Origin of the sequence: Streptomyces sp. NPDC049879 (assembly GCF_044461265.1) — a bacterium.
Lineage (GTDB): Bacteria > Actinomycetota > Actinomycetes > Streptomycetales > Streptomycetaceae > Streptomyces.
In genome coordinates this window covers 1,237,064-1,257,321 of sequence record NZ_JBITKT010000001.1, presented here as the reverse complement: position 1 = coordinate 1,257,321, position 20,258 = coordinate 1,237,064, and the positions used below count along the sequence as shown (strand labels likewise).

The window sequence follows — 20,258 nt, the reverse complement described above, 5'->3', positions numbered from 1 at the left end:
GCGCGTCACGCCCCCAGCCGCAGCGCGCCCGCCAGCAGGCACAGCGCGCTGCCCGCGCCGAGCAGGGCGATGACGCCACGCGGCAGGCCCTGCTTCACGAACGAGATGACGCCGCCGAGCAGGAAGAGCCCGACGACCAGCAGCAGCGTCGATGTCCCGTTCACAGCGCGCCCTTGGTGGAGGGGATGCCGGTCTGCCGGGGGTCTATCTCGCTGGCGTAGCGCAGCGCGCGGGCGAGGGCCTTGAACTGGCACTCGACGATGTGGTGCGCGTTGCGGCCGTACGGCACGTGGACGTGCAGCGCGATCTGCGCCTGCGCGACGAAGGACTCCAGGATGTGCCGGGTCATCGTCGTGTCGTACGAGCCGATCATCGGCGCCATGTTCTCCGGCTCGCGGTGCACGAGGTACGGGCGGCCCGACAGGTCCACGGTCACCTGCGCGAGGGACTCGTCCAGCGGCACCGACGCGTCCGCGAAGCGCACGATGCCCCGCTTGTCGCCCAGCGCCTGCCGGAACGCGGCGCCCAGCGCGAGCGCGGTGTCCTCGATGGTGTGGTGGCTGTCGATGTGCAGGTCGCCCTCGGTCTTCACCGTCAGGTCGAACAGTCCGTGCCGACCGAGCTGGTCGAGCATGTGGTCGAAGAAGCCGACCCCCGTCGCGACGTCGACGGTCCCGGTGCCGTCGAGGTCGATCGAGACGGTGACCGAGGTCTCCTTGGTGGTGCGCTCCACGCGGCCCACGCGCGTCATTCGCTGATCTCCTTCCGCACCGCCCGGACCGCGTCCAGGAAGGCGTCGTTCTCCTGCCGCGTGCCGGTGGTGACCCGCAGCCGGCCCGGCACGCCGTTGTCCCGGACGAGCACGCCGTGGTCGAGCAGGCGCTGCCACACGGCGTGCGTGTCCTCGAAGCGGCCGAACTGCACGAAGTTCGCGTCCGACTCGGTGACCTCGCAGCCGAGGGCGCGCAGCTCGCTGACCAGCCGGTCCCGTTCGGCCTTCAGCTCCTCGACGTACCCGAGCAGCGTATCGGCGAATTCGAGCGCCGCGTGCGCGGTGGCCTGGGTGACGGCCGACAGGTGGTACGGCAGGCGCACGAGCTGGACGGCGTCCACCACGGCCGGGTCGGCCGCCAGGTAGCCGACGCGCAGCCCGGCGGCGCCGAAGGCCTTGGACATCGTGCGGGTGATCACCAGGTTCGGCCGGCCGGGCAGCAGCCGCAGCAGCGACGGCTGGTGGCTGAACTCCGCGTACGCCTCGTCCACGATGACGAGCGCCCCGTTCGGGTGGCCCGCCACCTCCTGCGCCGCGTCGTACAGGGCCGTGACGGTCCCGGGGGCGACGGCGGTGCCGGTCGGGTTGTTGGGCGAGCAGATGAACACGACGTCGGGCGCGTGCTCCCGCACGGCGGCGACGGCGGCCGGCTCGTCGATCCCGTAGTCGGGGCGGCGCGGCCCGGAGATCCAGCCGGTGCCGGTGCCGCGGGCGATCAGCGCGTACATGGAGTACGACGGGTCGAAGCCGATCGCGGTGCGCCCGGGGCCGCCGAAGGCCTGGAGGAGCTGCTGGATGACCTCGTTCGACCCGTTGGCGGCCCAGACCTGGCGCGGGCCGACCTGGTGGCCGCCGGTGCGCGTGAGGTAGGCGGCGAGCTGCGTGCGCAGGACGACGGCGTCGCGGTCCGGGTAGCGGTTGAGGGTGCGGGCGGCGTCGGAGACGCGCTCGGCGATGCGCCGGACCAGGGCCTCGGGCAGGGGGTACGGGTTCTCGTTGGTGTTGAGCCGCACGGGGACGTCGAGCTGCGGCGCCCCGTACGGGGTCTTGCCGCGCAGTTCGTCCCTGATGGGCAGGTCGTCGATGCCGGTCATGCGCTGGGGTCCTGTCGCTCGTCTCCGCCACTGCCGTCGCCGCTGCCGCCGTCGCGTTCGAACCGCGCCGTGACGGCCGCGCCATGGGCGGGCAGGTCCTCGGCCTCGGCGAGCGTGACGACGTGGTGGGCCACCCCGGCGAGGGCGTCCCGGTCGTAGTCCACGACGTGGATGCCGCGCAGGAACGACTGGACGGAAAGACCCGACGAGTGGCAGGCGCAGCCGCCGGTGGGGAGCACGTGGTTGGAGCCCGCGGCGTAGTCGCCGAGGGACACGGGCGAGTAGGGGCCGATGAAGACGGCGCCCGCGTTGCGGACGCGGGCGGCGACCGCGTGGGCGTCCTCGGTCAGGATCTCCAGGTGCTCGGCGGCGTAGGCGTCCACGACGGCGAGCCCCTGGTCGATGTCCGTGACCAGGACGGTGCCCGACTGGCGTCCGGCGAGCGCCTCGGCGATCCGCCCGTGGTGCTTGGCGGCGGGCACGCGGACGGCCAGTTCGGCGTCCACGGCGTCGGCCAGCGCGGCGGACGGGGTGACGAGGACGGCGGCGGCCAGCACGTCGTGCTCCGCCTGGCTGATCAGGTCGGCGGCGACGAGGGCGGGGGCGGCGCTGTCGTCGGCGAGGACGGCGATCTCGGTCGGCCCGGCCTCGGCGTCGATGCCGATGACGCCCTTCAGCAGGCGCTTGGCGGCGGCGACGTACACGTTGCCGGGCCCGGTCACGAGGCGTACGGGCGCGCACTCGTCCGTGCCGTAGGCGAACATCGCGATCGCCTGGGCGCCGCCCGCCGCGTACACCTCGTCCACGCCGAGCAGCGCGCAGGCGGCGAGGATCGTGGGGTGGGGCAGCCCGGCGCCCCAGTCGTTGCCGGGGGCCGCCTGCGGCGGGGACGCGACGGCGAGGGAGCCGACGCCCGCCTCCTGCGCCGGGACGACGTTCATCACGACCGACGACGGGTAGACCGCCCGGCCGCCCGGCACGTACAGGCCGACGCGTTCGACGGGCACCCAGCGCTCGGTGACGGTCCCGCCGGGCACGACGCGGACGGCGGTGTCGGTGCGGCGCTGCTCGTGGTGGACGAGGCGGGCGCGGCGGATGGACTCCTCCAGGCCCGCGCGGACGGCGGGGTCGAGTTCGGCCAGGGCGCGGCCGAGCGCCTCGGCGGGGACCCGGACGCGGTCGAGGGTGACGCCCTCGAACCGCTGCGCGTACTCGATCAGTGCCGCCGTGCCGCGATGGCGCACGTTCTCGCAGATGGGCCGCACCTTCTCCAGGGCGGCCTCGACGTCGAGTTCGGCGCGCGGCAGCAGGTCGCGGTCGATCCCGGCCCCGGAGGGGTCGGTGTCCCGCAGATCGATTCGAGTCAGCACGCGTCCAGTTTCGCAGACGGCCGGGAACGGCCGGCAACGCGTTTCGGCATCCGGGCGGCGGCGCGGGGACGGCGCCGCGCGGGCCCGCCGCCACGCATCGCCACGTCCCCCCGGACAGCCCACCCCGCAGCCGATAGGCTGGCCGGTCGTGACGACCACGCGCCTGCCGCTCTTCCCGCTGAACACCGTGCTGTTCCCGGGTCTGGTACTTCCGCTGAACGTGTTCGAGCCGCGGTACCGGGCGCTCATGGCCGATCTGCTGGAGCTGCCGGAGGACGGTCCCCGGCCGTTCGGCGTGGTGGCGATCCGCGACGGGCACGAGGTGGCGCCGAGCGCCGTGGGGCTGCCGGAGACGGGGAAGCCGCCGGAGCTGGCGGCCGGTTCCGGGTTCGCGCGGGACGACCCGCGCCGCTCGTTCCACGAGGTGGGCTGCGTCGCGGACGCCTCGACGATCCGGGAGCGCCCCGACGAGGAGGGGTACGAGGTGCTCGCGACCGGGACGACGCGTTTCCGCCTCGTGTCGGTGACGGCGGACGGGCCGTACCTGACGGCCGAGGTGGAGCCGCTGGAGGAGGTGGCCGGGGAGGGCGCGGGGGCGCTGGCCTCGGGGGTGCTGCGGGCGTTCCGCTCGTACCAGAAGGTCCTCGCGGGGGCGAACGAGCGCTCGCTCGCGCCGGGGCAGGACCTGCCGGACGACCCGTCGGTGGTGTCGTACCTGGTGGCGGCGGCGACGATGCTGTACACGCCGGACAAGCAGCGGCTGCTCCAGGCCAAGGACACGGCGACGCGGCTGGCGGAGGAGCTGCGCATCCTGCGGCAGGAGACGGCGGTGATCGGCAAGCTCCCGTCCGTGCCGGGCGCGGAGTTCACCGTCCGCCCGACCAGCCTGAACTGACGGGAGGGGCGCCATGGCGCGCAAGCGGCAGGCCGCGTCCGGCGGCACCCCGGCGACGGTGGCGGCGGCGCGGGCCGGCGTCGCGTTCACGCTGCACGCGTACGCGCACGACCCGGCGGCGGCCTCGTACGGCGGCGAGGCGGCCGAGGCGCTGGGGGCGGACCCGCTGCGTGTGTTCAAGACGCTGGTCGCGGACGTGGACGGCACGCTGACGGTCGCGCTGGTGCCGGTGTCGGGGCAGCTGTCGCTGAAGGCGCTGGCGTCCGCCGTCGGCGGGAAGCGGGCGGCGATGGCCGACCCGGCGGCGGCCGAGCGGACGACCGGGTACGTGCGCGGCGGCATCTCGCCGCTGGGGCAGCGCAGGCGGCTGCCGACCGTGGTCGACGCGTCGGCGGCCGGGCACCCGACGGTCTTCGTCTCGGCGGGGCGGCGCGGCCTGGAGATCGAGCTGGCGCCGGCCGACCTGGTCGCGCTGACCGGCGCGCGGACCGCCCCCATCGCGCGCTGAGCGGGCGGGCGCGTCAGTCCGGGGGCAGGTCGAGGGGCAGGTCGAGGACGCGGGCGATCGTGCGCAGGACGCCGTTGTCGCGGTGGGACGGGGCGACCTGCCGGGCGCGGCGCAGGACCTCGGGGTGGGCGTCGGCCATGGCGTACGACCACTCGGCCGCGTCGAGCATCTCCAGGTCGTTGAGGTAGTCGCCGAAGGCCATGGTCTGCGCCGGGGTGACGCCCAGCGCGCGCTGGAGGCTGCGGACGGCGCCGCCCTTGTTGACGCCCTGGTTCATGACGTCGATCCACTTCTCGCTGGAGACGACGACCTGGTGGGTGGCGGCGAGCGGCTTGAGGGCGGGGGCGGTGGTGCGCTCCGCGCTGCCGAAGTCGAAGAGGGCGACCTTCAGGACCTCGTCGTCCACGGCGGTGAGGTCGGGGACGACGCGGCGCTCGGCGTAGTACTTCGCGACCTCGGCGAGGAACGCGTCGTCGGACCGCTCGACGTACGCCGCGCGCTTGCCGCAGACCACGGTGCCCACGTCCACGCCGTCGGCCGCGAGCTGGCGGACCGACCTGACGACCCGGACGGGGACGGCGGGGTCGAGCGGCTCGGAGCTGACCTCGGCGCCGTCGCGGACGACGTACGCGCCGTTCTCCGCGATGTAGACCATGCCGTCGTCGGCGCCCGCGAAGAGCGCGGCGAGGGTGGCGTACTGCCGTCCGCTGGCGGGGCTGAGGACGATGCCGCGCCGCTCCAGCTCGGCCAGCAGCGGCCAGAACGCGTCGGGGACGCGGCCTTCGCCGTCCAGCAGGGTGCCGTCCATGTCGGTCACGATCAGCCGGATGTCGGGGGCGGGGGCGGACGGGCGCGGGGCGCTGTGCGGGGAGGTCATGGGCTTCCTGGGTGGACGGGCGGCGGGGCGGCCTGGTCGGGACCCGTCCCACGGTACGGGAGGGCGTTCCGGCTGGTCCGGGCCGGTCCCCGGGGGTCGCGTCAGCTCTCGCCGCCGTCCTGCCCGTCCCGCCTGTCCTGGCCGTCCCGTTCCTCCGGCCGCTGCCGCCGGTCCCGCGCGCGCTCCTCCCACTGCGGACTCTGCCAGTGCGGCAGCTCCGTCGGGGGCGGCGCGGCCTCGCGGGGCATCCAGGCGGCGGTGCAGAACATGTGGACGCCCACGGCGGCGAACGGCAGGCCGAGGAGCACGCCCTTGGCGCCCAGTTCGAGCGGCGCGTCGAAGCGCACGCCCTCGCCGACGTCCCGGGCGTGCGCGAGCACGTCCTGCGTGGGCCCGAGCCAGATGCCGAACCGCCAGGCGAGCAGCGCGCCCAGCAGGGAGCCGGCGGCGAGGCCGACGACGGTCCCCGCGCCCGCGCGCCGCCGCAGCAGGTGGACGGCGACGCCCGCGACGGCGCCCACCCCGAGGCCCGCGAGCAGGAAGAGCCCGTCCGAGCCGATCGCCTGCTGCCCCTCGGAGTCGGCGAGCAGCACCGCCTCGCCGTTGTGGACGAGCGGCACCCGCGGCGACCACCAGAACCAGACGAGGCCGAGGACCAGCCCCGTCAGGATCGCGGTCGGGACGGTGACGAGCAGCCCGTCGCGTATCTCCCCCGGCCACTGCGCGCCGTCCTCCCCGCCGCCGGAGCACCCGGCGGAGGTCGTGGCGGCCCAGGGGTCGTGGCCGGGCGGGGAGGCGGGGCCCTGGTCCGGTGCGGGCTGGGGATCGGTCACCCGATCATCCTGCCAGGTACGCCCGTGTGTTCGGGCCCCGGGACGGCCGTTCGGGCGCACGGGGCGCGGGGGCGCGGCGCGCGGCGCCACCGCCCGCCGGAGCTGCCCCGTGGAGGTGCGGCTCACCGGGCCGCCGGACGGGTCAGGGACCCGCGAGCAGGGCGGCATCCCCCGGGACAGGCCGGGAACGCCGTGCGGCGGCTGCGCCGCTCGCCCAGCGGGCGTTGAGGGTCTGTCCGGCGGATCTTGTCGCGGCTCACGGCTCCCCCAGCCTGGCGGCCGGGGGTGCCCCCAGATGCCGGTGCACCGCAAGGCGCCGGACCGCAGCTCACACCCGACCGTACTCGCGCGATGCGGCAACGCAGCGAGGTTCCCCCAGGCCAAGGAGGCCCGGGAGGTACCCCCACGCCGGGCGTCGTCAGACAGGCAAGACCCGCCGGACAGACCCTAGCGGGAGGCGGATGTGCGCGCCTCCCTCCGGCGGGCAGGCGTGCCGGACGGCACGCCCTACCGGACGGCGGCGCGCCGGTACGCCCAGGTGGCCAGGGCGAGCGCGACGACGCCGACGACCGCGCAGACGGTCAGGTCGCCCGCGACGGACGCCCAGTCCGGTGCGGGGCCCAGCGCGTCGGCCAGGGCGTCCACGCCGTAGCTCGACGGCAGCAGGTCGCGCAGCCACAGCACGGGCTCCGGCAGCCGGTCGGTGGGGAGGACGCCGAGCAGCAGCGCCGCCGACATGCCGAGCTGCCCGCACAGGGTCGCCAGCTCGGCGCGGGGCGCGAGCAGCCCGAGCGCGGCGCCGAGACCGGCGAGCGCGGCACCGGCGAGCGGCACGACGGCGAGCGCGACCCACAGGCCGCCCATCGGCAGCTGGTACAGCAGGCAGCCGCTGACGGCCGTGACGAGGACGCCCGGCACGGTGAACGACGCGTACGCCCCCGCCGTCCCCAGCGCGACGGCCGCCGCGGGCACCGGCAGCGTGGCGTAGTGGTCGAGCCCGCCGGAGGCCCGCAGCTGCCCGAAGTACTGGGCGAGGAGGTTGAGCGCGACGAACGCGACGACCAGCACCGCCGACCCCGCCACCACGGCGCGGGCCTCCCCGCCGCCGCCGTCCACCACCCCGCGCATCAGGACCATGATCCCGATCGACTGGAAGGTGGCCACAAACAGCAGCGGGATGCGCGCGACGCGGGCCCGCGACAGCTGCGCCCGGTACACCGCGCCGAGCGCGGGCCACAGCCTGGCGGCGGGCGCCAGGGGCGCGGGGCCCCCGGCGCGCGGGGGGCCGTCGTCCGCGACGGCGGGCACGGCGGCCGTACGGGCGCGGGCGGCGTCGGCGGAGCGCGCGGCGCGCAGCGTGTGCGGGTAGGTGTCGGTCACGAGCGGACCAGCCCTTCTCCCCTGCCGCCGAGGGCGAGGTAGACGTCTTCCAGGCTCGGCGTCGCCAGGGTGAAGTCGTCCAGGGCGGCGAACGCGGGGCCCTGGGTCACGGTGGTGACCAGCGCGCGGGCGTGGTCGGGGTCCAGCCGCAGGGTCCAGCGGCGGCCGGTGACCGTGGCGGCGCGGCGTGCCTCGGCGATGGCCGGGACGTGCAGCGGCGGGTCGCCGCGCCACACGAGGTCGAGGCGCACGTCGGAGCCGACGAGCGTCTTCAGGCCGCCGGGGGTGTCGCAGGCGATGACCCGGCCCGCGTCCATGACGGCCACCCGGTCGAGGACCGTCTCGGCCTCCAGCACGTTGTGGGTGACCAGCAGGACCGTGGTGCCGTCCGTGCCGCGGCGGCGGTCCACGGCGGCCCAGACGGCGCGGCGGGCGACGGGGTCCATGCCGGTCGTCGGCTCGTCCAGGACGAGGACGGGGCGGCGCGCGGTGAGGGCGGCGGCGACGCAGGCGAGGCGCCGCTGGCCGCCGGACAGGCGCTTCAGGGGGCGTCCGGCGAGGGCGGTGAGGCCCAGTTCCTCCAGGACGTCGTCCCGCTCGCGGCGCGCGGCGGGGGCGTCGAGGCCGCGCAGCCTGGCGGTGGTCTCGGCGGCGAGGGCGACCGTCAGCTCGTCGAGGGCGGTGGACTCCTGGCCGAGGTAGGCGAGGAGCCTGGCGGCGCGGCGCGGGTGCCGCACGAGGTCGTGGCCGAGGAGGGTGATGGCGCCCGAGTCGGGGCGCAGGAGGCCGGTGATCTGCTTGACCAGGGTGGTCTTGCCCGCGCCGTTGGGGCCGAGGAGGCCGAAGATCTCGCCGCCCGCGACGTCGAGGCTGACGCCGTCGCTGGCCCGGACCGGGGCGGTGGCCGCGCCGCGCCTGGCGCGGCCCGCCGGGTACGTCTTGACCAGGTCGCGCACGGCGAGCGCCGCGTCGGTGCTGACGCGGCGCGCTGTCGCTGTCGGGAGGCCGGGCCGTGCGGTCGAAGAGGCCACGAGGAGGCAGCCTACGCGGCGCGGCGGCCGGGGCGGACGCCGGGGCGCGTTCCGGACATGCGCCGGTGTGCGCGGGTCGTGCCCCCGGCGGGCGCTCAGGCGGTGCGTTCCGCGCCTGTCCTGCTGTCCACCTCGCGCCAGAATCCGGCGCGGATCGCGTACCTGTCCTGCTCGTCGATCTGGTCGTCCTTGTGGGCCAGGAGGCCGAACCTGGCGGCGTAGCGCAGCAGTTCGCCGTCGATGCGGTGCGGGATGCGGGGGTACTCGGTGGAGAGCCGCTGGAGGTGCGCCGGGCTGCCGAGCCGTTCCGCCCAGCGGCGCGCGAAGACCTGGCCGACCTCGAACGGGTCGCCGCTGACGGCGGTGATGTCCTCCTCGCGGTCGGCCCAGCGCTGCTCGGCCGTGGTGACCTGCGACAGCATCGGGATGGCCGCGATCTCCGGGGTCTCCTCGGGGGCGCCCCGGTCGACCCAGCCGCGGTCGGAGGACCAGCGGAGGGTGGCGGTGGCGGGGACGGCGCCGGTCTGCGGCACGGCGGGGACGGGGCGGCCGAGGGACGCGAGGTCCTTGGGGGTGGGGACGCCCTTGGCCGCCGGGGTGCCGTTGTCGCGCTGCTCGGGCGGACAGGGCGGGGCGTCGGCGGCGGGGGCCGTGCCGTTCTTGGCGTGCACGGGGCGGCGGGCGGCGGCGGGTTCCGCGGGCGTTCCGGCGGTCTCGGGGAGGGGCGCGGCGAGGATGGCGGCGATCTCGGGGCGGGGCGGGGAGTGCTGCGGCCCGGCGGTGAGCGTCTCGTTGACGCGTACGGCGCGGGTGATCCACGCGCGGTCGAGGACGCGGCGTTCGTCGGCCTCGGCGACGAGGTCCTCCGACTGGTTGTAGTCGCCGTCGGCGGCCTGGACGGCCCACAGGTGGACGGCGACGCCGTGCTCCTTGGCGGACATCAGGCCGGGCAGCAGGTCGCCGTCGCCGGTGACGAGGACGATGTCGGCGCAGGCGCGGTTGCGGGCCAGTTCGGTCAGTTCGGCGTGCATCGCGGCGTCCACGCCCTTCTGCGCCCAGCGCCCGTCGCTGCGCGTGAGGGCGCCGAGGCGCACGGTGACGCGCGGCATGACGCGCAGCCTGCGGTGCTCGGGCTGGGGCACGCGGTCGGGCGCGCCGTCGAACCAGTAGATACGGAGGAGGTCGCGGCCGGTGTCGGCCTCGGCGCGCTCGCGCAGGCCGTGGATCAGCGCGGCGTGATCGACGGAAATCCGGGGCCTCGCGGGTTCTCCGGCGAGAAGACTGGCCGCGGCGCCCAGCAAATACCCGGCGTCCACCAGGACGACGCAGCGGTCCACGTAGCACCTTCTTTCCCCGAAGAGTTTTCGAGTCCGAGCTTGAGTCTGCCCGCCCTTGAGTCTGCCCGACACCAGCGCCGTTATCTGCGCCAACTCGATCTTCGGCGTGGCGAGTCGGATGCCCGCAATGCCCGGAGTGCGAACTATGGCGGGCCGTGCGACGCTGGTTGCGAGCCGCCGTTCCGCGGCACGCGGGGCAGGACCCCGGCGGGCCGCCGCAGCGCCAGGAGGGATCATGGCCAAGAACGCCCAGAACTCCCGGAACCAGGACCGCCGCAAGCCGGCCGGGCCGCCCGCCGGCGAGACCAAGCCGGAGGCCGCGGCCGAGCAGCCGAGGAGCCGCAAGCGCGAACGGCGCTTCGGGCACAACTGAGACCGCGTCGCGCGGACCGCGGGCGGCGCACGTCAACCGCCTGAACGAAGTGATACACAAAGGGCGCACTCCCTCGGGGAGTGCGCCCTCTGTGCGCCGTCCGCCCGGCCGTGATCCGGGGGCGGCGCGGGAGGCCGGTCGCGCGGTGACATCGCGGCGGTACCGGCTCGTCGCCTCGTGCGGGCGCCGCGGCGCCCGGCGCGCGTCAGTCCGTGAACGCGTGCCTCGCGTGCGCCGCCGCGAAATAGCGCGCGTCGGAAACCTGCGACGGCAGCGCATACACGGGAAGCGCGCCGTGGTGCACGATGTCATATGCCTCGTGCACGCACCGGAGACGGTCCTCGAATGCGCTTCCCGGGAAGTACTCCAGCAGCGCGTGGACCGTTTCGTCGCGTGAGGTGTGCACCTCACGCAACAGGAAAACGGACTTGGCTATCATTCGGGCATCCACGGCGACCCACCCCTTCAACGGTGATGTGCTCGATACCGAAGGTAGACCCGTGGATGCCCCGGTCAGGTAAAGCCCGATCCATCATCCTGCCAAGCAGCCCATTATCGGACCAAGGGAATTCAGCCCGCCAGGCAGGCAGGCCCCAGAAGTGCTTTCAGGTCACCGAAAAGCGCGGGGTCGGCCTGGACGCGGTGCCGGTCGAGACGCAGCACCGTCGTCGTGCGCCTGCCCTGGAGCCTGACGCGCACCTCGGTGGGTCCCCTGTGCTGGCCGAGGACTTCGCCGAGGCGCTCCACGAGCGGCGGGGTGACCTTGACGCTGGGGATGGTGATGGTGACGGGCGCGTCAGGGGACGCGTCGCTCAGGTCGGGCACCATCAGCTCCATGGCGACCAGGCGCGGCACGTCCTCGCGCTTGTCCAGCCTGCCCTTGACGAAGACCACGGTGTCCTCGACGAGCTGGGTGGAGACCAGCTGGTAGGTGGCGGGGAAGAACATGCAGTCGATGGACCCGGCGAGGTCCTCGACCGTGGCGATGGCCCAGGGGTTGCCCTGCTTGGTCATCTTCCGCTGGAGGCCGGAGATGATGCCGCCGATGGTGACGGTCGCGCCGTCCGGGTACTCGCCGCCGTTCAGCGCGGAGATGGCGGCGTCGGCCTTGTCGTTCAACACGTGCTCGATGCCGAACAGCGGGTGGTCCGACACATAGAGGCCGAGCATTTCCCGTTCCTGGGCGAGGAGATAGGTCTTCTCCCACTCCTCCTCGGAGAAGACGACGTCGAGGCCGAATCCCGGGCCGTCGTCCTTTCCGTCGTCGCCCATTCCGCCGAAGAGGTCGAACTGCCCCTCGGCCTCCTTGCGCTTGACCTGGACGACATTGTCGATCATCGACTCGAAGTGGGCGGTGAGCCCTTTCCTGGTGTGGCCCAGGGTGTCGAATCCGCCGGCCTTGATGAGGGATTCGACGGTGCGCTTGTTGCAGACCACGGCCTCGACCTTGTCGAGGAAATCGGGGAAGGAGGTGTACTTCCCCTTGGCCTTCCGGGTGGCGACGATGGAATCCACCACGTTCTGCCCGACATTGCGGACGGCGGTGAGGCCGAAGACGATGGTGTCGTCACCGCGCGGGGTGAAGAACGCCTCGGATTCGTTGACATCCGGCGGCAGCACCTTGATGCCCATGCGGCGGCACTCGTTGAGGTAGATCGCCGACTTGTCCTTGTCGTCCCGGACCGAGGTGAGCACGCCCGCCATGTACTCGGCCGGGTAATTCGCCTTGAGATAAGCGGTCCAGTAGGTGATCAGACCATATGCAGAGGAGTGCGCCTTGTTGAACGCGTAGCCGGAGAACGGGACCAGGACGTCCCACACCGCCTGGATGGCCTCGTCCGAGTAGCCGCGCTCGCGCATGCCGCCCTGGAAGGGGACGAACTCCTTCTCCAGGATCTCCTTCTTCTTCTTGCCCATCGCGCGGCGGAGCAGGTCGGCCTGTCCGAGCGAGTAGCCGGCGAGCACCTGCGCGGCCTTCTGCACCTGCTCCTGGTAGACGATCAGGCCGTATGTGACGTCCAGGACGTCGCGCAGCGGCTCCTCCAGCTCGGGGTGGATCGGCGTGATCTCCTGCTGGCGGTTCTTGCGCAGCGCGTAGTTGATGTGGCTGTTCATGCCCATCGGGCCCGGCCGGTACAGGGCGCCGACGGCGGAGATGTCCTCGAAGTGGGTCGGCTTCATCATGCGCAGCAGCGAGCGCATCGGGCCGCCGTCGAACTGGAAGACGCCCAGCGTGTCGCCCCTGCCGAGCAGTTCGAAGGTCTTCGGGTCGTCGAGCGGCAGCTGCAGCAGCTCGATGTCGATGCCCTTGTTCTGCTTGATGAGCTTGACCGCGTCGTCCATGATCGTCAGGTTGCGCAGCCCGAGGAAGTCCATCTTCAGCAGGCCGAGCGACTCGCACGTCGGGTAGTCCCACTGCGTGACGACCACGCCGTCGTTCTTCGGCGCGAACAGCGGGACGTGGTCCACCAGCCGCTCGCTGGACATGATGACGCCCGCCGCGTGCATGCCCATCTGCCGCACGAGCCCTTCGAGGCCGCGCGCGGTGTCGATGACCTTGCGGACGTCCGCCTCGTTCTCGTACATCCCCCGGACCTCGGCCGCCTCGCTGTAGCGCGGGTGGTCCTTGTCGGTGATGCCGGACAGCGGGATGCCCTTGCCGAGGACGTCGGCCGGCATCGCCTTGGTGATGCGGTCGCCCATGGCGTACGGGTAGCCGAGGACGCGGGAGGCGTCCTTGATGGCGGCCTTGGCCTTGATCGTGCCGTAGGTGCCGATCATCGACACCTTGTCCGCGCCGTACTTCTCCGTCACGTAGCGGATGACCTCGCCGCGCCGGCGCTCGTCGAAGTCGATGTCGACGTCCGGCATCGAGATGCGCTCGGGGTTCAGGAACCGCTCGAAGATCAGCCCGTGGTCGAGCGGGTCGAGGTCGGTGATGCCCAGCGCGTACGAGACGAGCGACCCGGCCGCCGAGCCGCGCCCCGGGCCCACCGCGATGCCCTGCGACTTGGCCCACATGATGAAGTCCGCGACCACGAGGAAGTAGCCGGGGAACCCCATCTGGATGATGACGCCCATCTCGTACTCGACCTGCCGCTGCCGGTCCTCCGGCACGCCGCCGGGGTAGCGGCGGGCCATGCCGCGCGCCACCTCCTCGCGGAACCAGGTGACCTCCGTGTAGCCGTCCGGCACGTCGAAGCGCGGCATCAGGTCGCGCGGCTTGAACCAGCCCTCGGTGTCCACCTGCTCGGCGACGAGACGCGTGTTGGCGCAGCCCTCCTGCCAGGCATCGGACAGGTCGACGGCGTACATCTCCTCGGGCGACTTGAGGTAGTAGCCGGTGCCGTCGAAGCGGAAGCGGTCCGGGTCGGAGAGGTTCTTGCCGGTCTGGACGCACAGCAGCGCGTCGTGCGCGGCGGCCTCCTCGGCGTACGTGTAGTGGCTGTCGTTGGTGACGATCGGCGGGATGCGCAGCTTGCGGCCGATCTCCAGCAGGCCGTCCCGCACCCGCTTCTCGATCTCCAGGCCGTGGTCCATCAGCTCCATGAAGTACCGCTCGCGGCCGAAGATCTCCTGGTACTCGGCGGCGGCCTTCAGCGCCTCCTCGGGCTGGCCGAGCCGCAGCCGCGTCTGCACCTCGCCCGACGGGCAGCCGGTGGACGCGATCAGGCCCTCGGCGTGCTGGGCGATGGTCTCCTTGTCCATCCGGGGCCACTTCACGAAGTAGCCCTCGGTGTACGCGTCGGAGGAGAGGCGGAAGAGGTTGTGGAGGCCCGTGCGGTTGTAGGCCCAGATGGTCTTGTGGGTGTAGCCGCCGGAACCGGAGATGTCGTCCCTCTTCTGGTGCGGCTGCCCCCACTGCACGCGGCGCTTGTGCCGCCGCGACTCGGGCGCGACGTACGCCTCGATGCCGATGATCGGCGTGATGCCCGCGCCCGTGGCCTGCTGGAAGAAGTCGTACGCGCCGTGCAGGTTCCCGTGGTCGGTGATCGCGATGTGGGACATGCCCATGTCCTGGCACGCCTTGAACATGTCCTTGAGCCGCGCCGCACCGTCCAGCAGCGAGTACTGGGTGTGAACATGCAGGTGTGTGAACGGCTTGGTCACTCCACGAGCCTTCCGCAGCAGGGGTGTCTTGGCTCCCCGACCCTACCCCCATCACCTCCCGCCCCCGCGCCCGCCTCTCTCCCCACCCGGGACCGTGTCTTCGCAGGTCACAGGGGGTGCGCGCGGTAATTCCCAAGGTCAGAGAGGTGCCCGTCACGGCGTCCCGCACCGGCCTTTACGACGTCCCTACGACCGGACGTGGCACACTCGCCAGCGATGGGGACGACAGCACTCCGTGGTTCCGTCCACGGCTCCGGTCTGCGTGTGGCGCGCGCCGCGGTGTTCGCGGCGCTGCTCGTCACGCTGTCCGCCGGTGCCCATGTGCTGCTGTCCGACGCGCCCCTGCCCGCCCCGGCGGTCGCCGCCGTCGCGGCGGTGGTCTTCGTCCTCGCCCTGGTACTCGCCGGGGACCGCGAGCGCGGTTTCTGGCCCATCGCCGGGCTGCTGCTGCCCCTCCAGCTGGCCGCCGACACCGTCTTCACCGCCGGGCAGGACACCTGCTACGGCCCCGGCGGCGGCCCGGTCACCGGCCCCCTGCGGCTGCTGGGGGTCGATCTGTTCTGCGGGGGGAGCGATCTCGGCGCCCCGTTGACGCAGCTCGCCGGGCCCGTGGACCTCCCGGGCGGCCCCTGGGCGCTCCTCGCCGCGCACGTCGCGGCGGGGCTCGTCGCCGCCCTGTGGCTGCGCGGCGGCGAGGCCGCCGTCGCCCGCACCCTGCGCGCGGCCGTGGCCGCGGGCTTCCGCCCGCTGCTGCTCGCGGTCGCCGCCACCGGCGCGCGCGCCGCCGACGCCGTACGGCCCGCGCCCCGCCCGGCCCGCCGCGACAGGCGGTCGCCGGTCCCGCTCCTGCTGTCCCACTCCGTCCTGCGCCGCGGTCCGCCCGCGGGCGCCGCGCCCGCCGCCTGAGCGAGCGCACCGCCCGTACCGACCGCAGCAGCAGCACGCGCCCCCTCGCGGGCCGCGGCACAGACACACAGGAGCAGTCCCCACATGAGCAAGCGCAACTCCGCCGAGGCCAAGCGCGCCGCGCGCGTCCGCCTCCAGGCCGAACGCGAACGCCAGGCGCGCAAGGAGCGGCTCCGCCGCCGCCTCACCGTCACCGGCAGCGCCGTCGTGGTCCTCGGCATAGCCGCCGGCATAGGCGTCGCCGTCGCCGGGCAGAACGGCGGCTCGGACGACGCGACCGACTGGTCCGCCGTCCGCTCCCAGCTCGACGACGGCAAGGACGGCGGCTTCGCCGACGCCGCCCCCGCCAACACCGCGGGCGACGACGGCACGACCCTCCGCGTCGGCGACCCCGACGCCCCCAACACCCTGACGCTCTACGAGGACCCGCGCTGCCCCGTCTGCGCCTCCCTGGAGCAGAACCTCGGCGACACCATCGGGCAGGGCGTCGAGGACGGCACGTACAACATCGACTACGTCTTCGGGACCTTCCTCGACGACAGCTTCGGCGGCAGCGGCTCCAGGAACGCGCTGGAGGCCCTGGGCGCCGCGCTCGACGTGAACCCCGAGGCGTTCGTCGCCTACCACCAGGCGCTCTACTCGGCGGAGCACCACCCGGACGAGCGCTCGGACGACTTCGGCGACGACCAGAACCTGATCGACATCGCGCAGACCGTGCCCGAGCTGAAGGACAACGCGGACTTCGAGGCGGCGGTGCACGACAGCACGTTCGCCGTCTGGGCCCTGCGGATGTCCGACGCGTTCGACGACGCCGACGGCGTGACCGGCACCCCGACGCTCAAGTACAACGGCGAGGTCGTGGACACCCCGCAGACGCCCGAGGCGTTCGAGCAGATGATCGCCGAGAACAGCGCGGCGGAGTGACCCGGGGCGGCGGGGCGGTCCCCGAGGGGGCCGCCCCGCCGCCTCACACGTCCCTGCGGTGCTCGGCCGCCAGCAGGACCGCCACGGCCGCGAGCGGCCACAGCGCGTACACCGCCCAGGACCCGCCGACCGTGGCCCCGTGCTCCGGCGGGAACATGACGGGCCCGATACCGGTCAAGAACTCCCAGGCGCTGAGCGGCAGCGCGTGGTCGATCGCCGCCGTCCACGCGTACCTCTCGTTGACGAGCGAGGGCGCCAGGAGCAGCAGCGCCGCCGTCCCGGCGACCGCGCCCGCCGTGTGCCGCAGCAGCGCGCCGAGGGCCATCCCCGTCAGCGCGGAGACCGGCGCCAGCAGCGCGGACGCGGCCACCGCGCGCAGCGCCCCGTCGTCGCCGATCCCCATGCCGATGTCCTGCCGGGCCAGGATCGCCTGGCTCGCCCAGAAGCACACCCCCGCGACGAGGACGCCGGACAGGCCGGTGACCGCCGTCACCACCAGCGCCCGCGCCGTCAGCACCTGGCGGCGCGCCGGTACGGCGGTGAACGTCGTCCGCGCGAGCCCGGTCGCGTGCTCGGCCGCGATCGCGGTGGCCCCCAGCGCGCCGGTCATCAGCATCGTGATCATCGCCGCGGTGTCGTTGTACGCGTCCCGGATCGCCCATACGGGGACGAAGATCCGCTGGACGCCCGGCGGGTAGTTGTGCCAGTTCGACTGGTCGTTCCACGCGGCGCTGACCGCGATGGTGACCACGAGCGCCGCGCAGACGCCGAGCACCCACCACGTGGAGCGCAGGGAGCGGAACCTGATCCACTCGGCAGCGACGAGATCGCTGAACGCCGCCCGGGGCTCGCCGGCGGTGTCCGCGGCGAGCGCGGGACGTGCGGACCGGGTGCCGGTCGTCATCGCTTCTCCCCCGCCCCGTACTCGACACTGTCGGCCGTCAGTTCCATGAACGCGTCCTCCAACGACGACGCGCGCGCCGTCAGTTCGGTCAGCACCACACGCCGCCGCGCCGCCAGCTCACCCACCCGCCGGGCATCGACGCCCGTCACCAGCAGCCCGCCGTCCCGCCGCGTCACCGCCGCCCCCTCGGCCGCGAGCAGCCGCGCGAAGGTCTCCTGGTCGTCCGCCCGCACCCGTACGCCGCCGCCCCCGGCGCGCGCGGAGAACGCCGCGAGGCTCTCCGCCGCGATCAGCCGGCCGCGCCCGACGACCACCAGGTCGTCGGCCGTGTGCTCCATCTCGCTCATCAGGTGGCTCGACACGAACACCGTGCGCCCCTCGCCCGCCAGCCGCCGGAACAGCCCGCGCACCCACCGCACGCCCTCCGGGTCGAGCCCGTTCAGCGGCTCGTCGAAGACCAGCACGGGCGGATCGCCGAGCAGGGCCACGGCGATCCCGAGGCGCTGCCGCATGCCGAGCGACCAGCCGCCGACCCGGCGCCCGGCCGCGTCCGCCAGCCCGACCTCGACCAGCACCTCGTCCACCCGCCCGCGCGGCAGCCCGTTCGCCCGCGCCAGCGCCCACAGGTGCGCCCGGCCCGACCGCCCGCCGTGCACGTCCCCCGCGTCCAGCAGCGCGCCGACGCTCCGCAGGCCCCTGGCGCGGTCCCTGAACGGCACGCCCCCGACCCGCGCGGCGCCGGACGACGGCGCGCACAGCCCCACCACCATCCGCAGCGTCGTGCTCTTCCCCGCGCCGTTCGGCCCGAGAAAGCCCGTCACCCGCCCGGGCCGCACCGCGAAGGTCAGCCCGTCCACCACCGTCCGCCCACCGAACCGCTTGGTGAGCCCCTCGACTTCGATCATGCCGACCAGGCTTCCGGGCCAGGCCCCGCCCCCGCATCGGGCCACGGGCCACACCGTCCCCCGGCCGCGTGGCCCAGGGGCGTACGCCCGCGGGCCAATGTGCGGACGCCACCCGGTCATTACGATCGGCCCCATGCGCTCCCCCGACCCGCCGTCCCCGCCGACGCCCCGTGTGCGGGCGGCGCTGCCCTGGTGCGGCGCGGTCGCATACCCCGTCGCGCTGTTCCTCGCGATGAACGCGGGCCCGGACGACTCCGCGCTCCTGCGCCTGCTCCTCACCGGCTGCGTCACGCTGCTGGTGGTGCCGCTGCTGGGCCGCCATCCGCTGCCCGCGCTGTACGCCCTGCTGGCCGGTACGCTCTGCACCGCGCCGCTGGCGCCCTCCTGGACCCTGGCCTGCATACCCGTCATCGCGTCCGCGGCGGCCGTCGCCGTCGTCGCGGCCACGCGCACCCGCCGCGCGGCCTTCACCGCCGCGTCCACGGCACTCGCCGCGCACCTGGCCACCGCCTGGCTGCTGCGCCCGGGGCAGCCCGTCACGCCGGACCGCTTTCCGCCGGACCCGTTCCCGCCGTCCCGCGTTCCGCCCAACGCCGCGGAGCCCGTCACCGGCCCGCTCACGCAGGGACCGCTGCTCGGCACGGCCCTGCTGCTCCTGCTCCTCCAGGTGACGGCGCTGGTCGCGGGCCGCGCCCTCGCCGAACGCCGCGCCCACGCCGAGGCACTCCGCGCCCGCACGGCGTCCGACGCCGTCACGGCGGAACGGCTGCGCATCGCCCGCGAGGTGCACGACATGATCGCCCACAGCGTCGGCGTCATGGCGATCCAGGCGGGCGTGGGCCGGCGGGTCATCGGCAGCCGCCCGGACGCGGCGCGCGACGCGCTCGCCAGCATCGAGGACACCGGCAGGCAGACCCTCGCCGAACTGCGCCGCACCCTCGGCGCCCTGCGGCGCGACGACGGCGACGGCCAGGCCCCCGGCCTCGCCGCGCTCCCCGGCCTCGTCGCCGCCACCTCCGGCGCGGGCGTCCGCGTGGAGGTCACCGAACACGGCACGCCCCGCCCGCTGCCCCACGACGTCGACCTGGCCGCCTACCGCATCGTGCAGGAGGCGCTGACCAACGTGGCGCGGCACGCGCCCGGTTCCTCCTGCCGCGTCGTCCTCGACCACGGCTCCCCCGGCGACCCCGCCCTGTCCCTGCTGGTCGAGAACGACGGCCCGGCCACCCCCGCCGTCTCCCCCGCCCCCGGCTACGGCATCACCGGGATGCGCGAACGCGTCACCCTCCTCGGGGGCGACTTCGCCGCCGCGCCACGCCCCGGCGGCGGCTTCCGGGTGACGGCCCGGCTGCCCGTACCGGCGGCCGTCGCGTGACCGCCGGGGCCATCCGGGTCGTGCTGGCCGACGACCAGCCGCTCATCCGCACGGGCCTGCGCGTCCTGATGTCCGAGACGCCCGGCTTCGACGTGGTGGCCGAGGCCGGGGACGGCGCGGGGGCGGTCGCCTTGGCCGCCGCACACCGGCCCGACGTGGTGCTGATGGACCTCCGCATGCCCGGCGTGGACGGCATCGAGGCCACCCGCCGGATCACCGCGGACGGCACCGCGCGGGTCCTCGTCCTGACGACCTTCGACGACGACCGCAACGTCCTGGGCGCCCTGCGCGCCGGGGCGAGCGGCTTCGCCGTCAAGGACATGGCGCTGGACGACATCCTGGCCGCCGTCCGCGTCGTCGCCGCCGGGGACGCCCTGCTCGCGCCCGGCGTCACGCGCATGTTGATCGAGGAGTTCGCGGCACGCCCCCGCCCGCCCGCGCCGCCCCGCGCCCTGCCGGGGGTGACCGGCCGGGAGCACGAGGTGCTGACGCTGGTGGCCCACGGCCTGTCCAACGCGGAGATCGCCGCGCGGCTGCACATCAGCGCCGCCACGGCGAAGGCCCACGTGGCGCGGCTGCTGTCCAAACTGGACGCCCGCGACCGCGTCCAGCTCGTGATCACCGCCTACGACGCCGGGCTCGTCACCCCCAAGCGCTGAACCCC

General features: G+C 74.2%; 20 protein-coding genes. 7 read left to right on the top strand and 13 right to left on the bottom strand.

Annotated elements, in window-relative coordinates:
• Positions 1 to 5: 5 nt before the first annotated feature.
• Genes ACIBPC_RS05875 through hisD form a run of 4 tightly spaced genes read right to left on the bottom strand, consistent with a single transcriptional unit; the run spans position 6 to position 3,236 of the window.
• Complete coding sequence (locus ACIBPC_RS05875) at positions 6 to 164, bottom strand: hypothetical protein (RefSeq protein WP_052851795.1); 159 nt, start codon at positions 162 to 164, stop codon at positions 6 to 8.
• A complete protein-coding gene (hisB, locus tag ACIBPC_RS05870; RefSeq protein WP_362963185.1) occupies positions 161 to 751 on the bottom strand; it encodes an imidazoleglycerol-phosphate dehydratase HisB in 591 nt (196 codons plus the stop codon). Before hisB ends, ACIBPC_RS05875 begins: the two co-directional genes overlap by 4 nt.
• Complete coding sequence (locus tag ACIBPC_RS05865) at positions 748 to 1,866, bottom strand: histidinol-phosphate transaminase (protein ID WP_398841540.1); 1,119 nt, start codon at positions 1,864 to 1,866, stop codon at positions 748 to 750. Before ACIBPC_RS05865 ends, hisB begins: the two co-directional genes overlap by 4 nt.
• On the bottom strand, positions 1,863 to 3,236 hold the full coding sequence (gene hisD, locus ACIBPC_RS05860; RefSeq protein ID WP_398841538.1) for a histidinol dehydrogenase: 1,374 nt from the start codon (positions 3,234 to 3,236) through the stop codon (positions 1,863 to 1,865). The genes ACIBPC_RS05865 and hisD overlap by 4 nt, the downstream gene beginning before the upstream one ends.
• A 148-nt stretch (positions 3,237 to 3,384) precedes the next feature.
• On the opposite strand from hisD, the gene ACIBPC_RS05855 reads away from it, so the two are divergent.
• Together ACIBPC_RS05855 and ybaK are read left to right on the top strand one after the other, a co-directional pair.
• Positions 3,385 to 4,131, top strand: coding sequence for an LON peptidase substrate-binding domain-containing protein (locus tag ACIBPC_RS05855; RefSeq protein WP_398841536.1), 747 nt, complete (start codon positions 3,385 to 3,387; stop codon positions 4,129 to 4,131).
• Between the two features lie 13 nt (positions 4,132 to 4,144).
• The gene (ybaK, locus tag ACIBPC_RS05850) at positions 4,145 to 4,639 is read left to right on the top strand and encodes a Cys-tRNA(Pro) deacylase (RefSeq protein WP_398841534.1); all 495 of its coding nucleotides are present in this window, start codon (positions 4,145 to 4,147) and stop codon (positions 4,637 to 4,639) included.
• Between the two features lie 13 nt (positions 4,640 to 4,652).
• Here the strand turns inward: ybaK and ACIBPC_RS05845 are convergent, their stop codons facing one another.
• From ACIBPC_RS05845 to ACIBPC_RS05825, 5 genes are all read right to left on the bottom strand, one after another.
• Positions 4,653 to 5,516 carry a Cof-type HAD-IIB family hydrolase gene (locus ACIBPC_RS05845; protein ID WP_398841532.1) on the bottom strand — a complete coding sequence of 288 codons (864 nt, stop codon included), beginning with the start codon at positions 5,514 to 5,516 and terminating at the stop codon, positions 4,653 to 4,655.
• Between the two features lie 101 nt (positions 5,517 to 5,617).
• Entirely contained in the window at positions 5,618 to 6,349 is a 732-nt protein-coding gene (locus tag ACIBPC_RS05840; RefSeq protein WP_398841530.1) for an ABC transporter permease, read from the bottom strand.
• A gap of 507 nt (positions 6,350 to 6,856) precedes the next feature.
• Positions 6,857 to 7,657: an ABC transporter permease gene (locus ACIBPC_RS05835; RefSeq protein ID WP_398841782.1), complete on the bottom strand. Its 801-nt coding sequence runs from the start codon at positions 7,655 to 7,657 to the stop codon at positions 6,857 to 6,859.
• Positions 7,658 to 7,725: 68 nt separating this feature from the next.
• Positions 7,726 to 8,685, bottom strand: coding sequence for an ABC transporter ATP-binding protein (locus tag ACIBPC_RS05830; RefSeq protein ID WP_362963373.1), 960 nt, complete (start codon positions 8,683 to 8,685; stop codon positions 7,726 to 7,728).
• Positions 8,686 to 8,855: 170 nt separating this feature from the next.
• Positions 8,856 to 10,097 (bottom strand): NYN domain-containing protein, encoded by a 1,242-nt coding sequence (locus ACIBPC_RS05825; protein WP_362963199.1) that lies wholly within the window; start codon positions 10,095 to 10,097, stop codon positions 8,856 to 8,858.
• Between the two features lie 235 nt (positions 10,098 to 10,332).
• Between ACIBPC_RS05825 and ACIBPC_RS05820 the strand changes: the two genes are divergently transcribed.
• Positions 10,333 to 10,470, top strand: a complete 138-nt coding sequence (locus ACIBPC_RS05820; protein ID WP_362963201.1) for a hypothetical protein — start codon at positions 10,333 to 10,335, stop codon at positions 10,468 to 10,470.
• Positions 10,471 to 10,675: 205 nt separating this feature from the next.
• On the opposite strand, the gene ACIBPC_RS05815 is transcribed toward ACIBPC_RS05820, so the two are convergent.
• Together ACIBPC_RS05815 and dnaE are read right to left on the bottom strand one after the other, a co-directional pair.
• The gene (locus tag ACIBPC_RS05815) at positions 10,676 to 10,909 is read right to left on the bottom strand and encodes a hypothetical protein (protein WP_362963203.1); all 234 of its coding nucleotides are present in this window, start codon (positions 10,907 to 10,909) and stop codon (positions 10,676 to 10,678) included.
• A gap of 131 nt (positions 10,910 to 11,040) precedes the next feature.
• The gene (dnaE, locus tag ACIBPC_RS05810; protein ID WP_398841528.1) at positions 11,041 to 14,580 is read right to left on the bottom strand and encodes a DNA polymerase III subunit alpha; all 3,540 of its coding nucleotides are present in this window, start codon (positions 14,578 to 14,580) and stop codon (positions 11,041 to 11,043) included.
• A 216-nt stretch (positions 14,581 to 14,796) separates the two neighbouring features.
• On the opposite strand from dnaE, the gene ACIBPC_RS05805 reads away from it, so the two are divergent.
• Together ACIBPC_RS05805 and ACIBPC_RS05800 are read left to right on the top strand one after the other, a co-directional pair.
• Positions 14,797 to 15,486, top strand: a complete 690-nt coding sequence (locus ACIBPC_RS05805) for a hypothetical protein (RefSeq protein ID WP_398841527.1) — start codon at positions 14,797 to 14,799, stop codon at positions 15,484 to 15,486.
• An 84-nt stretch (positions 15,487 to 15,570) separates the two neighbouring features.
• Positions 15,571 to 16,410, top strand: coding sequence for a thioredoxin domain-containing protein (locus ACIBPC_RS05800; RefSeq protein WP_398841525.1), 840 nt, complete (start codon positions 15,571 to 15,573; stop codon positions 16,408 to 16,410).
• Positions 16,411 to 16,453: 43 nt separating this feature from the next.
• Here the strand turns inward: ACIBPC_RS05800 and ACIBPC_RS05795 are convergent, their stop codons facing one another.
• Both ACIBPC_RS05795 and ACIBPC_RS05790 read right to left on the bottom strand, forming a co-directional pair.
• The gene (locus ACIBPC_RS05795; RefSeq protein WP_362963211.1) at positions 16,454 to 17,314 is read right to left on the bottom strand and encodes an ABC transporter permease; all 861 of its coding nucleotides are present in this window, start codon (positions 17,312 to 17,314) and stop codon (positions 16,454 to 16,456) included.
• Positions 17,311 to 18,219: an ABC transporter ATP-binding protein gene (locus ACIBPC_RS05790; RefSeq protein ID WP_398841524.1), complete on the bottom strand. Its 909-nt coding sequence runs from the start codon at positions 18,217 to 18,219 to the stop codon at positions 17,311 to 17,313. The genes ACIBPC_RS05795 and ACIBPC_RS05790 overlap by 4 nt, the downstream gene beginning before the upstream one ends.
• A 133-nt stretch (positions 18,220 to 18,352) precedes the next feature.
• Between ACIBPC_RS05790 and ACIBPC_RS05785 the strand changes: the two genes are divergently transcribed.
• Entirely contained in the window at positions 18,353 to 19,594 is a 1,242-nt protein-coding gene (locus ACIBPC_RS05785) for a sensor histidine kinase (RefSeq protein WP_398841523.1), read from the top strand.
• On the top strand, positions 19,591 to 20,253 hold the full coding sequence (locus ACIBPC_RS05780) for a response regulator (protein WP_398841522.1): 663 nt from the start codon (positions 19,591 to 19,593) through the stop codon (positions 20,251 to 20,253). The genes ACIBPC_RS05785 and ACIBPC_RS05780 overlap by 4 nt, the downstream gene beginning before the upstream one ends.
• Positions 20,254 to 20,258 lie beyond the last annotated feature (5 nt).